8 protein-coding genes are annotated in these 14,602 nt (G+C 35.8%); 2 read left to right on the forward strand and 6 right to left on the reverse strand.

Features of this window, described 5'->3' with window-relative positions:
* Window positions 1-29: 29 nt before the first annotated feature.
* Window positions 30-1,373 carry a hypothetical protein gene (locus ACFSCX_RS10245; RefSeq protein WP_377928132.1) on the reverse strand — a complete coding sequence of 448 codons (1,344 nt, stop codon included), beginning with the start codon at window positions 1,371-1,373 and terminating at the stop codon, window positions 30-32.
* A gap of 148 nt (window positions 1,374-1,521) precedes the next feature.
* A complete protein-coding gene (locus ACFSCX_RS10250; RefSeq protein ID WP_377928133.1) occupies window positions 1,522-2,130 on the reverse strand; it encodes a hypothetical protein in 609 nt (202 codons plus the stop codon).
* Between the two features lie 128 nt (window positions 2,131-2,258).
* Between ACFSCX_RS10250 and ACFSCX_RS10255 the strand changes: the two genes are divergently transcribed.
* Window positions 2,259-2,405 carry a hypothetical protein gene (locus ACFSCX_RS10255; protein ID WP_377928134.1) on the forward strand — a complete coding sequence of 49 codons (147 nt, stop codon included), beginning with the start codon at window positions 2,259-2,261 and terminating at the stop codon, window positions 2,403-2,405.
* 51 nt (window positions 2,406-2,456) lie between these two features.
* Here the strand turns inward: ACFSCX_RS10255 and ACFSCX_RS10260 are convergent, their stop codons facing one another.
* The 3 genes from ACFSCX_RS10260 to ACFSCX_RS10270 all read right to left on the reverse strand — a co-directional run bounded on the left by ACFSCX_RS10260 (window position 2,457) and on the right by ACFSCX_RS10270 (window position 10,503).
* Window positions 2,457-3,731 (reverse strand): recombinase family protein, encoded by a 1,275-nt coding sequence (locus ACFSCX_RS10260; RefSeq protein WP_377928135.1) that lies wholly within the window; start codon window positions 3,729-3,731, stop codon window positions 2,457-2,459.
* Window positions 3,709-5,172 carry a recombinase family protein gene (locus ACFSCX_RS10265; RefSeq protein ID WP_377928136.1) on the reverse strand — a complete coding sequence of 488 codons (1,464 nt, stop codon included), beginning with the start codon at window positions 5,170-5,172 and terminating at the stop codon, window positions 3,709-3,711. Before ACFSCX_RS10265 ends, ACFSCX_RS10260 begins: the two co-directional genes overlap by 23 nt.
* 783 nt (window positions 5,173-5,955) lie before the next feature.
* Window positions 5,956-10,503 (reverse strand): S-layer homology domain-containing protein, encoded by a 4,548-nt coding sequence (locus ACFSCX_RS10270; protein WP_377928137.1) that lies wholly within the window; start codon window positions 10,501-10,503, stop codon window positions 5,956-5,958.
* 443 nt (window positions 10,504-10,946) lie between these two features.
* Between ACFSCX_RS10270 and ACFSCX_RS10275 the strand changes: the two genes are divergently transcribed.
* Window positions 10,947-11,948 carry a C40 family peptidase gene (locus ACFSCX_RS10275; protein WP_377928138.1) on the forward strand — a complete coding sequence of 334 codons (1,002 nt, stop codon included), beginning with the start codon at window positions 10,947-10,949 and terminating at the stop codon, window positions 11,946-11,948.
* Between the two features lie 157 nt (window positions 11,949-12,105).
* Here the strand turns inward: ACFSCX_RS10275 and ACFSCX_RS10280 are convergent, their stop codons facing one another.
* Complete coding sequence (locus ACFSCX_RS10280; protein WP_377928139.1) at window positions 12,106-14,568, reverse strand: S-layer homology domain-containing protein; 2,463 nt, start codon at window positions 14,566-14,568, stop codon at window positions 12,106-12,108.
* Window positions 14,569-14,602 lie beyond the last annotated feature (34 nt).

Genomic DNA, 14,602 nt, shown 5'->3' on the forward strand with positions numbered 1-14,602 from the left:
TTCAACCTCCCCATTCCAGTTTAAAGTTCTTAATCATTGTTTCTAGTGATTGTTCCATCTTTATTAATGGTATCACCGTTTGTTGGTTTAATGTATACATAACCATTTGACATACTAGCTTTGAAATTAGCTTTTTCAAAAACTGTACCACTCAAGCGGAACCAATTCCCTTCAACTTCCACAAAAAAATCAGCGTGATTATTTCCGGCAAGAATCGCTGTATTATAACCCATTGCATCAAATACTGCAGAATAAATATTCGCATCAGTATCACAATCCATTAATTCTCGAAATAATGCATCGTATGCTGAATCAGGAGAACCATCCTTTGGATCACGTGCGCCAGTATTAACCTTCACATCCTGTGCAATTAAAGCTGTTCTATAAGCTCTTTCCATTTCATCACTTAGAACACCAGCGTCAGATAAAGCACCTAATCTCGCACCTGCCGATGCTAAACCTCGATCTCTCGGTTCAATTGCGTCTCTTATGTTACCAGTATATCTTTCACTATTAAAGTATTCTGCAAAATACTCAGGGTAATCGGAATGAAGTTCAACTTCATAAATATTTTTAATTGCTTCATTTACTATCCCCATTACCGCATCATATTCCTGTTGATTTAAACTTCCATAAGTATGCCTACCATAATCAACGGTAATCCCATTCACAACCTCTTTTTTAGGTGTCAAATTCTTGCCAGTAGCTAAGAAATCATGATACTTCTTGATGAACGTCACAATTTGGGCTCGGTTCAACACCTTTTCAGGACTGTATGAATGAAAGGTTTTTGGATAATTGCCTTTAGAATCGGCATATCCATTGGACAAGCCTGCGTCATACATAAACTGTACAGATTGATGTATCGTGACAGGTCTTTCAAAATATAAGGTTGCTAGTATTCTAGCCATTGTACCTCTTGTCGTTTCTGCTGAAGCTGGAGCTGTGTTTTCTAATGACCCAATGCTTGGTAGACTATACCTCTTGGCAATTTGGTAAGGAACTGAAGCCCAAAAGTTAGGGTTTGTAGCTTTAGTCGTTTCCAATTCTTCTTTCTTGGCATAACGGAATAACATCGTAAGTAACTGTGCTTCAGTTAAAGAACCATATGGATTAAGCCAGTTTCCTTGTTTACTAGTAGTCGGGTGTTTCGCATTGATATACCCGCTAATAATACCTTTATCGATGGCCCAAAGCATATCTTCCGACCAATATTGTCCTGTTTGATAGTCGTCATAAACTATGGTTTGCTCACTAGATGCAATAAATTCATGGTTTATTGTACTTGCATAAGCGCTGCTTGTTCCACCAATTAGAGAACAAAGTAATATTGGGATAACTTGTAATCTCATTTTAGTTTGTGTTCTTTTCATCCTTTAAACCTCCATTCGATTCTGGATTATTTCTCCATTCCATCTGTTTTCTCTCTTCTCCTAATAATATTTAGACTACATTCACCAAAATACAGATCAATTTGCTATTTGGACATATTTTAAATTATAGAAATTTCAGTTATGGTTGTTAAAACTGCTTCAGTGCTAAATCATGTGCATGTTTTTGTCGAAGATCCAAACATAATTTATAAGCTTCTTGATTTTGTTTAGATTCATATATTTTCATACCTATTTTAATGAAACTGTAGGTAGCTCTTAGTGCAATTAAAATCCCTGTTGGATCTGGAATGAATGCATCTGCGACAAGACCGCCTAGTGTATCGAGTCCGATGTCTAAACCTATACCAATGACACTGAAGGCAACGAGTTCAGCTGTTGCTGTTACAATCGTATCTTTATATTTTCTTTTTGCTTCATCCATTGTCCCGCCATTTTTTCGATTCTTAATGAATTGAATAGTAGCAAATACAATAGTCATGACAAAGATGGTTCCATTGATTGCACACATTTCTATTAACATATCTGATGCACCAACAAGTGATAAATTAGATAAGCAAGCTGTTAAAGTCTCAGTAGTTACATAACTAACTGCACCTAAGCCAAGACCCATTATGGTGTTCACCTTTGCGGAGAGAATTGCATCAGATCTTTTTTGTGCCCCTGGACGAGGATCTTTTTTGAGACGATATAAATCGATGACTTCATTTATTGCTAAATACACGATTGCTGAAGACACGATTGATGCCGCTCCTGCTTCCCAGAAATTCAGCGTAATTAAGTCTTCGTTATACCAAACTCCCCATTTTTTTATGCATTTTTTTAAAAATATTGTTCAAAATAACCATATACAGGAGGTGGTGGTATATGGAGGAAATTCCAATTGAAAAATGGAAGGTAAAATTCTTGAATCTGCCTTGTGATGAACAAATATATTTTGCACATAAAACTGCACTCGATGAATCATTACATAATGAATATGTTGAATGGTTAAAAGAACAACAAGATAGTTAACTGCAGTAACAAAAAGGTGTGATGTAGCAACCATCACACCTTTTAACTAAACTATTCAATCATTGTAAAATCAAATGTTTTTTTATCAAGTTTGTTTACACCGATTTTCAATCCGCGATTTTCCATCGCTTCCTTTAGTTCTGTTAATTGATTATTCTTAATCAATTCTTTATAGTTTCCAAGCTTAAATGCCTCTTTCATATATATCTCATAGGCCATATGCATTTGTTCATCCAGTAGAAAAAGCCGCTCATTTAAACGGTCCAAGGAAATCTTTGAAATCGCAAAGTCCTCCTCTTGTTTTTTCTGTTGCTTCTGAATTGCACTAATTTTTCTTTTATACTTTTCCTTTATCTTCGTTTCATCTTCACCAATGGTTAAGAGATAGTTTAGTAAACTAGGCTCAATTTGTTTTTTTAGTATGTTGGTTTTACAATCTTTGTTTCTACACACATACTTATCGACACTTCCACTCAACTGATCACCACAATTCATGCACACCAGAATACCAGAGAACAGATGAAAGTAATTCTTAGCCTTTTGTCTCTTCATAGTTCCTAACAGGGTTTGTACTCTCTCAAATGTCTCTTCTTCAACGATAGCCTCATGTGAATTCGGTGAATAGAGTGTTTGAACCATTTCACCTGATTCATTTTTTTCATTCATGTATAAGTTACCCAGGTATACTTTATTCGATAATATATTCCAAATATTACTATTTGAAATACTTTGGTTGTTCCACTGATCGTTATCCTTAAGATGTTTAACGACATCTGATACATTTTTAAATTTCAAAAACAAATCGAAAACCAACCGAATAAACTCAGCGTCTTGATTTGGTATTAGTTTTCGTTCCTCATTCTTGTCATAACCTAAAGGAACTCTACTATGAGTATATTCTCCTTTCTTTAGAGAGCTTTTCTGCGATGCTTTTAAACGACTGGTTCTATTTCTGTTCTCCTCATCGGCATAGATGGATTCTTGAACAATATCTCGTTCACTCATTTGGGATAATTTCTTATCCTGTCCGACACTAATGCATTCAATCCCTTTTTGCTTCAATTTCATCAAAAACATAGACATTTGAATACTGTTTCTTCCTAATCGATCAAAATAGGCAACAATAATGACATCTACTAGATTTTCTTCTACTAGTTGCAATAATTTTTGAAATCCTGGTCTATTTTGATTCGTCCCGGTTTTCATCTCGTCTACTACATAGTCTGTGATTTCTATCCCATGTCGTTTAGCATATCTTTCAACCATTCGTTTCTGGGCAGGAATGCTGTCAACCGGATTTAGTCTATTTGATGTTCTCCCATACATGATTCTCCTTAGTAAGTATTTGTAATGAGAAAGGGTCATTGTTCTTCACCTCTTCAAATATTGACTCATGGTACTTCACATAAAGTGTGGCCTCCTGGAAATCAACCAACACACAATAGGGCATTACAATGACTGGTTCAGTAGGGGATAAATCCTTAATACTCATAGACGCATAGGGACCGAATAATGACTGATAAAATGCTACACCGAGTTTTAAGTCCTTTTGTACTTCCTTCTGTTGTATAAGATTTAATTCTAATAGTCTATCTTGCTTCTCCTTAGAATCCCGGAATTCTACTAACACTTCTTCTTCTCGATCTTTAAGTGTTTGTAACTTCTCTTGTAACCTATAAAGTTGAATACTCATTTGTTTTTGTTTTTCATTTAGAAGTTGCCGATAGTTACGCTTTAATTGTTGCCCATTTAATAAATGGGTGAATTCTTGTCTAATAAGTTCAATATAGGTATCGATGCTAATGCTTGCCTGACATTCAACACATTGAAATTGGTTATTCATATAATCTAAAGGCTTAAAACATTTTAGGCATAAAGAAATTTCCGGAAACATATTACTCCTCTTAGGTTTATTACCTGGTTTTTCTGCTTCTAACTTTAATTGAATATAGTGATAAAGAGGCAAGCTAATAAGAGGTTCAATGGACTTTACTGGACCAATAAGACCCTCCTCATCAAAAATACCTGATAGCATTCCTGCATATACCGGATTTTTTAAGATTTCTCTTACAGCAGTGTGATCCCAATGCTTTCCTCTCTTTGTTAAACCGAAATATTCATTCAGTTTACTTGCTATTTGTCTAAGGTTCATTCTTGATAAGTAAGATAGAAAGATGTATTGAATGATGGTAAAGTCATTATTCAACTTCAAATCAGTTGAATTAGTTGAAGTAGCCAAAACAAGATCATGTTTTTTCTTTTGCAGATAACCAAGTGGTTTATAAGTGGAGCGATACAAGTTACTCTCCGTAACCTTAACATTTCGTCCCCATTGTAATCTGGCTTTTAAAAGTCTTCTTTCCTCTGCGTATTGTGCTGCTTTTACCAAAAACGACTCAATAAATTTAATACCAGTTTTACGCTCGTTTTCAACAGCAAAAATAATCTCATCTACATAATCCATAATCTCTAACATGAGCTCAATACTTGTACTTAAATCACGAACTAATCTATCTTGACTGTATAAAATAAGAGCCTTAACTTTCTCTTCATTATTTTTTATGAGAGAGAGCATTCGGTTTAACTCCGGTCTACTTTTTAAAACACCACTATATCCAATGTCACTAAAAAATTCTATTAACTCAAATTCGTTTTCCTCTGCATATTCTTGTATCCGGGTTAACTGGTACTGTACACCTTCACGTTCACTCTCATATCCTCTTACATAGATAGATTTTCTTGCATATCCAATTACTTTTTCCTTCATAGTTAACCAAACCCTTGTAAATTTTTAGTTTACTTAAGTATGAAATGAACTCAAAAGTTAACTAGTTTAGAATGTAACTATTTTCGATGATTGATTGGGTAAAGGGTAAATAGTTACATAAATATTTTGTTAAACACCTCCTGATTAACTAGAAAAGTAAACTAGAAAACTTAACTAGTATATAGTTAATTGAATTTTACATAAATATTGGATTAAAACTTAAAAGCATACCCATTCCTAAAAATTCGCATGGATATGCTTAGAGTATTTTTGGTAATCAGAATATTTATACTGGTAATATTGACCACAAATTTCTAATATATGTTTGGAGAAAATATTAAGTTTTATTACGGCTATAAATATATTTATTATCGGTAAGAGAAACAATTTTAAATTAAATGTGAAATCTATCCTCCTCTGCATTGCTGTAAACCTATAAGAGGGGAATGGGGAACTTGTATTTTATCCTTCTGTATCAATTCACTATGAACAGTTATTGATCAAGCACAAAAACTGTGCTTGTTCTTCTTTCATACATACACAATAAAAGAAACCAAGTTGAGATTTCTCTCGACTTGGTTTCTTTTATTTGCCACCCTACGAGGCAGACAAGGAACCTGTCCCCTTGTCTTCAATTTTAACTTGTCGCATAAGACACGATGCCTGTCCCCCTGTCTTTTATGAAAAAAGCATTGAGGAGATTTTCTCCTCAATGCTTTTTGAAAATGTCTGGGTAAAGATTGAAATATGATATCAGTTTCAATCCCCATTTATTTCTAAATCTTAGTTATCAGTAGTTGCCCAGCTTCCAGTAGTAACAGATTTGTTACCAGTTGAAGAAACAACAGTTACTGAACCATTATCAACAGCTGTTAAAGCAGCATCAAATGCAGCAGCAGTTCCAGTAGTACCACTATAAGCAACACCAGTAGTAGTTGTACCTACAGTAATTGTAATATTAGTAGACCCTTTAAGCTTAGCCATATCTCCAGATTGTAGAGTATATGTTAAAGTTTCAGTTCCAAAAGTGATAACAATCTTGTCACCATCTTGTAACTTAGAATCTGCCCACTTAGTATTAGATGCAGTTGTATCAGATGTTAATACAATAGTATCTCCAGTAGCTGCATCTGAAGTAGCAGTGTTATCTGAAATAACAATGTTACCTGCAACCACGTTGTCAACTAATTGACCATCAGCAACCCAAGCAGATACGTTGTTAGCTTGATCTACATAACGGTAGTAAACAGTATCTCCAGCGTCTGAAGTATCAGTTACAGCAGTTAATGCAGCACCAGTAGCAGCAGTTAATGCAGCACCAGTTAAATCATAAGTGTACTCAGCAACAGTTGCAGCAGTAGGTGCAGTTGTACCTACATATACTTCTAATGTCTTGAATGCATTTTGAGCTACACCAGTAGTACTTGTAACTTCCTCAGTTGCAAGATTGCTGAATGCGAAATCAGATACATCAGGAGTAGTTGCAGCAGTAGCAATACCACCAAATGTTACGAATACATCAGTTGTTGCAGACTTCTTAATTGCGTCTACTCCAAACTTATCAGTAATAGTTAAGCCATTTGGCATCTTCACTTTATATGTTGTACCAGCTAGGAACTTACCTCCAGATAACTCAACAGTGTACACTCTCTTTGCACCATTGCTTACATCTGTAAATGCTCCTAATTGTCCGTGAGCGATTTGAGTCGTACCATTATAGAATTCAATTGCAGTTCCAGCTGTTGCATCAGTAGTAGGGTCAACTGATAATGACTCACTGAAAGTTATTTGAACTACTGTATCGGATAAAGGAATTACAGAAAGTAATTCTGGTCCTTTGTTTTCAGCAGCATTGTAACCAAATACAGCTTTAGCATCGTTTGTTACTGAAGCATCAAGTCCAACACCGTCTAGAGTAGTGAATAATGCATCACCAGCAGCATTGTCAGTGATTACAACATCATACAGGCTACCTTCAGAGAAGTTTGAACCAGGAGTGAAGTAAACACGTACTTTGTTAGATGCAGTCTTCTCAGCATACTTAAGGTCATAGCCAACTACTTTAGCTCCACCATTAACCTTTAATTGTAAGAAGTTGTCATCTGTACCAGCACCAGGGTTAGTTAGTGCAGCACCACTGTTGAATAGGATATCTTGGTTGAACTCAAGTTCAATAGTTTGCTCATCAATTGCTACTGCAGATGATAACTTTAATCCAGTTGCAGCATAATCAACTGTCCCGAAGCTTACTTCATAGTTTGTTGCACCAGATGGAGCAACCATTGAGAAGTTTCCAGTTACATCATTAACATCATCAAATCCATCTGCATGGAATACTAACTTAGCAACTTGGTTTCCTTCAATTGCATCAGCAAATAGAAAGCGAACTTTGTGAGCATCCGTGCTATCAACTGTATATGAAGATGTTGTAGCTAGGTTACGAGTTACAGTTGTACCATCAGACTTAGTATAAGTCACATATACCTCACCAACAGCACCAAAAGTAGTAACATTTACCTTGTCTTCAAATGTAACTTCTAATGTCTTTTGTGAAACTTGAGTTACAGTTGATACTTTAGGTGTAGCTGGGTTAGAGTCAACTCCACCAAATGAAACTACTGATTTAGCAGTATCAGTTGTAGATAATGCTGTACCACCAAGGTCCTTAATTTCACTATCTACTTGTAGTGTGTAAATATCAGTTGTTAATGCATTAGCAGTAGGTAGAGTAATAATGTAAGTTTTTCCATCAACTCTATCTAGATCTGCTCCTACCATTGTGTTGATATCAACATAAGCATCAGAACCCTTCTTTAAGTTGAAGTCTGATTTAGCTACAGTTCCATTATCAACATCTTTGTTGAATGTAACTTGGATTTGACGCTTGTTTAGAGCAACAACGCTTTCAAGCTTTAGAGCATCTAGAGAAGATCCTACACCAGCAAATGAAACTTTAGTGTCAGCTGTAATAGCGTTTCCTGCTTCATCAACGATGTTGTTGATCTTAACTTCATATACCTTACCGTTTGATTGGTTAGCAGTAGTTAAAGTTACTGTTCTAGTGCTAGCGCTGTATACAGCTGAAGTTGGGTAACCAAGGTCACCATTGATTACATAGTTTGTTAACGTTTCAGCTGACGCTTCAGTTACATCTTCAGTAAATTTGATTTCTACTTTGTTTCCAGCTTTACCAATGGTGCTTTCAACACCAGGCTTAACTGTATCTGCACCTTTACCAGCAAACTTGAACTTGTAAGTTTGGCTAGTTGTGATTGCATTTCCTAGCTCATCCTTTACATTTGAAACAACTACTTCGTAAACTTTACCAGCAGTTTGTGCTGAAGTTGTTAAAGTTACCTTTCTTAGGTAAGTTCCACTTGTAGTGCTTTCATCAAAAGATGCACCAGTAATTTCTAATCCGTCAATGCTGTAATTTGCAATTGCAATAGCATCTTCTTTAGTAAGTTCTTCGTGGAATACTACTTCTACTTTAGTGTTTGACTTAGCAGTTGCACTTGTAACATTAGGACCTGTTGTATCTAGTGCTGTTCCAGCAAAGTTAACTGTTAGATCAGTTGAAGGTACGTTTCCATATACATCAGCAAGGTTGTCAACTGTTAACTTATAAACCTTACCTGCAGTTTGTGTAGATGTAGTTAATTTTACAGTTTTTGTATTGTTCTCGATAGAGTTGCTGATAACTTCTACCTTTTCAACAGTTAGTTCATTGTTGATAGAGTAGTTTGCAACGTTAGATAATGCAGCAGCATCTAATTGGCTTGCATCAGAGAAAGTTACAGTAACAAACTTACCACTTCTCGCAGTTGCAGTTGATACTGTTGGAGCAGTCTTATCTTCTGCTTTACCAGCAAACTGTAATTTAGTTTCAGTAATAACGTTACCTGAGTAATCTTCTACACCATTAACAGTTAAAGTGTAAACCTTACCTGCTGATTGTGGAGAAGTAGTTAGGTATAATTCATTTGTTTTTGAGCTGCTTACGAATGCTACTGACTCAACAGTTACATCGTTGTTGATTACGTAGTTAGCAGGGTCAAGGATTGACTCATCAGTTGCATCTGTAGAATCAAATACAACTTTAACTAGTGTGTTAGAAATAGCAGTAACCGTAGAAGCAACTGGCTTTGTTGAGTCAGCAGGCTTAGCAACTACAGTGTGTGCTACGTCTGAGTTTTGTACATTAGCCACTTTTAAAGTGAAAGCTAATCCAGGAGTCATTTCGTTCTTAGCAGTTAAAATAACAGTCTTACCGTCATTTTGTAATACTGCACTTTCTAATTCGATAGCTTTGCCATCTTTATCTGTAATAGTAAAGCCGTCAACACTTAATTCAGTAGACGCTGCATTGAATCCAGCTGCAACGAAAGAATCAGAGAAAACAACTTTAATACGTTTATTGTCAATCGCACTTACAGAATCAACTGATACAGAAGATACTGTGTAGTCGAAATCAACGTCTAAACCGTTAACTGTTAATGTACCAGCAGTACCAGCTAGGTCAGCGTGAGTTAATGTGTAAACAGATCCGTCTTCGTTAGCTTCAACTGTTACTTCAACAGCTTCGCCATCAACTTCTACTACGAAGTCTTCAGCAGTTAACTCAAGGTTAGCTTCAGCTAAAGTTACTTCTAAAGTAGTTGAGTTTACAGAAACAGCGTCAGTAAGTTCTACTCCAACTACTGCTTCACCAGCTAAACGGTAAAGTACTAGAGCGAAACCAGAACGGTTCATTTGTCCGTAAGGGTTGAATTTGTCAGCATCTTTGAATAGTCCGTTTTGAGCAGCGATAGCTACTTTTTCACGATCTTCTGCACTTGTAATTAGGTCAAGGTCAGTGTAAGATACTTCATCTTCAGTAGCAGTTAATCCGAAAGCGTTAACTAGGATTTTTGCTAATCCTGCACGGTTGATTGGGTTGTTAACACCGAAAGAACCGTCAGCATATCCATTTAGGTATCCAGCTTCTTGTAGTGCTTCTGCATATGCAGCAAACTCATGAGTTGCTGGAAGGTCAGAGAAAGTTCCTTGTGCTTCTGAAACTTCAAGACCTAAGAACTTAACTAACATTTTAGCAACTTGACCACGTGTTACATTGTTGTATGGTCCGAAGTTACCATCAGCGTAACCATTGATTACACCTAGGTCAGCTAAAGCATAGATTGCAGCTTTTGTTTCAGCATCCTGGATGTTTTCTACATCTGGGAATGTCTTTACTTCTGCTGCTACTGCTGGAGTCACGATTGAAGCTACTAGAGCTGCAGATACTGATCCAGCTAAAAACTTACGATAAGATTTTGGTTGGTAAGCCATTCTGTTATTTCCTCCCTTAATATGTTTACTATTAAAATTGAACCAAATCTAAGAGAATCATTGCTTATGTATTTCTGCTACTCTCTTAAACTTAGTTGTAAACAATTTCTAGTATAGAAGTTTACGAGAAAGTTGTCAACGAATTCGGAGAAAATGGAATTTCCAATTTTTCCATATCATCTAAACCTCTTTTCCCTTCTCTACTATTACTATTTTTACAGGAAACGTCAACAAATGCAATACTTTTTTGTCAATTCTTGTTGATTTGACTGATTTTTACTAGTTTTGTTTACAACACCATCTATATATATGCTACGTTTTTTACAATATTCCAATTACATTGTTACAAAAATGTAAAATTACAAAAACTTTCCTTATGGTACACTAGTAAACAAGAATTCTGTCAAAATATCTGCAAATTTTTTATTGAGGTGATTTCCTACATGATTAGACGTTTCATCTTTCCATTAGTTTCACTTTTTTTAATTTTTTTCTTCAATAATATCTCTGTACAGGCTGAAGAGAAGAAAGTGAACTATGATAAGCTATTACCGACAGCTAAACAATACATCGGTGTTCCTTATAAATATGGAGGAACTACAGATAAAGGATTTGATTGCTCTGGCTTCTTGCAAGCCGTATACGAGCAATTAAGTATCACACTTCCACGTACAGCAGCTGATCAATATCAAAAGGGTGAAAAGATTTCTAAAGACGATCTTAGACCTGGAGACCTTGTATTTTTCGAAACATACAAGCCAGGAGCTTCACATGCGGGTATTTATATAGGAAATGATCAGTTTATCCACTCTTCTTCTTCAAAAGGAGTATCCATCAGTTCCATAAATGATCCTTATTATTGGAGTAAGCGTTATTTAGGAGCTAGACGATACCTTTCCTTTGAATTGGATCTTGGAAAATTCAATGACATTGAAAGTGATCATTTTGCTAAGGAAGCGATTGAAGAACTAAGTAAGGATCATTTACTTATTGGATATAATGACAGCTATTTTTACCCAGACGATTCAATTAGTCGTGAACAAATTGCCATGATTTTATCTGTAGCACTTGAATTAGATTTAACAGATCGTAAAAATTCATATAATGATATTAATGACGATTATTGGGGACTTGGTGCCGTTAATGCTGTATCAAAGGCTGACGTTTTAAAAGCTGATAATGAAGGAAAATGGAATCCATCTTCCACCTTAACAAGAGAAAAACTAGCTGCAGTATTAGTAAAGGCATTTGAATTAGGGAAAGCAAATAACCCAGCTCAGTTTTCCGATGTACCTACCTCACACCCAAATTATGATGCCATACAGCGTTTAGCAGCATCAGGAATTACAACTGGATTTTCAGATGGTACATTTAGACCAAATGATGAAGTAACACGCGCACAATTTGTAGTATTTTTATATCGTGCACTAGAATTAAAAAAATAATACATATCGAAACCCCATCCAATGTGGATGGGGTTTTCTATCAATTATATAGTACAGAGACTTGTAAGAGCCAGTTACTGTTTAAAGAGAAAACATGTATATATCCTTTTTCATTTCTTCTCTAACACTAAGATACACTTCTTGGTGTACCAGGCACCTAATTACTCTTCTTTAGATCAAGAGTTCTCTTTAAAAATAGTGCAAACTGTCCTCGTGTTGTAGGATCACTCGGTTTAAACGATTCCACAATGGTAATGTTATTGTAAGCTAGTGTATTAATATCATCGTAATTCCAAAAGCTTGTTGGGACATCATTAAATACTTTCTGTGTAGTTGGTGATTGGTAGATGCCTTCGTATGAGCGGACAAGGATAGCCGCCATTTGTGCTCTTGTTAAATATTCATTTGGGCGAAGCTTTCCGTCCTGCCCCATCATCCCGTGTGCCTCTGCAATCATCATTTCTTCATAGCCCAAATCAGTTGGTTTTATATCACTTGCTTTTAATTGATAATTTTCCGGTAGCTTTAACTCTAGTTCTTTCACTAGAATACTTGCCGCATGACGACGTAAAAGCCTATCGTTGGGTCTAAATGTTCCATCTTGATATCCATTAATGATTTTGTTTAGATTCAAATAGCCAACAGCCGTTACCATTTCAGGATCAACAATATCTGTAAACAGAGTCATATTACCTTGTTGTATATCGGAAGATGCAATATAGCCATCAATCCCAATCCCTTTTACTTGATAAAACACATAATGATTTTCTGGATTTTTTTCCGTTTCATAAGGTCCAGAGATTACTTCTAAAGGTGTGTAATTGAGGATTCTTTTTATAATCCCACCATCTATTCCATTTCTTATATGAGCGTATCCAACTTCACTCGTAATATAAACTGTATCCCCATTCAATAAGGATTGCGTTGATTTCGTATGAAGTGCTGGCCAGTTATATTGAAGCTGATCTTGAGGGAAGCTCATACTATCTGGATGCAATGGATCCTTATATTCCACTATAAATACTGGAATCTCACTGATATTGATAAAACTACGATTTCTAATAATATCAAATATTCTGTCTTGGTAAGGCTTTTTTTCTTGTACAATGTTTGGATCGTTTCTTTTTGAAAGACCATTATATGCCATCATCGCAAAATACCAATGTTCGATTATTTGTGGGTTATGGTCATTTATACGTGGTATAAAGTCGTCATTCCATTTTTCTTTTAGTATTTGTGCGCCCACTTCTATATTGTACCGAGTATCTGTCTTTAATTTAAATGAATCTATGCCTTTTTTCTTCATTTCCTCTTCCGTCAATGTAACCTGCATAATTCCAATCCCGCCATCAGCGGTAACAATTGTTGTACCATTTTTATCAAATTGTTTCATTCCCGTCTCGACATAGGCAATAGCCTTTAATAACTCTGGTGGAATGTTGTACTTAAGTGCAACCTCATGAAGTAGCTTTTTTGTTTCAAAGATCGATAGGGCCTTAGACAAATTCATTTCCTGTTGTGTGGTTTTGATGTCATTAATTGACTTGTAGTTTACCCTAAGTGTCTTGGAACCTAAATTAAAGCCTTTATCCGTATATTGAATGGCATGAAAATGTACGTTTGGATTTGTATAACTATCAAGAAGCCAAGCTTGCTCAGGTGTAATGGAAAAGGGATTAAGCCATTCTTCAAATGACGTTACACCTGCTTTTGTACTTACATTGATTGGCGCATAAAATCCCCTAGCTACCTGTCCAATAATATGGGTAGGTTTGTTGCTGAGGTTATAACTAAAAATTTTCAATTGATACAAGGACGGATCTTGTGTACTTCTTTTGTAATCTGTTAGAAAAAATGGTAAAGGTTCTGTAACTCTATAATCTGGTAATTCAAGAGTATTTGACCAGTACGTTTGTGCATGTTCATTGTCGAATGGTGTATTAATATGATAATTCATATGAGCATGTTCTTTAATTGCTAGATCTGATCCAAATAATTGGACATAGTCTTCTGCAAATATCTCTGGAAAATACCATATATACTCCCCGCTCCCATCAGTATGGGAATTATCATTTTTATCTATTCCTCTAACCATAGCGTAAGCTGAAGATTTCCATTTAGTAGGGGCTAATCCTTCCTTTTCTATTAAATAATGAAAGGTAAAATGATGACCATATTCATGAGAGAGAGTCGCTGCAATCTCCTCTATGGATGTAAACTGATCCCCGCCATATAAATGAATGACCCTCCCAGGTAATAAATCCCCCTTACCATTTGAAAATCGGTAGTTTGCAAAATATTGCCCAAGCACCTCTTTTCCCGCGGGATAATCTGGAAAGATGATTATTTCCGCTAACTCCTTCAATTCTTCACCATGTTTATTTTTTAAAAGCTCACTTTCAATACTTTGTAATCTTGCATCTTGCTTCCACTTCGTGGAATAGCTCTTTACCACAATACCACTTTGGCCATTATAGCTACCTTGGAGTGTATAGTAACCCTCATAATCAAACTGTGCTTGCTTCGTTACCGTTTCGTCGAATACGTGTGCCGATGCTTTCTGTAACGGTAAGGTCAGTATACCTACTAATAAAAATACACCTAAAACGAACTTCTTCATTATATATGGTCCCTCCACATACTAAAAACTAATT

Source organism: Bacillus salitolerans (genome assembly GCF_042680805.1).
GTDB classification, from domain to species: domain Bacteria; phylum Bacillota; class Bacilli; order Bacillales; family SA4; genus Bacillus_CJ; species Bacillus_CJ salitolerans.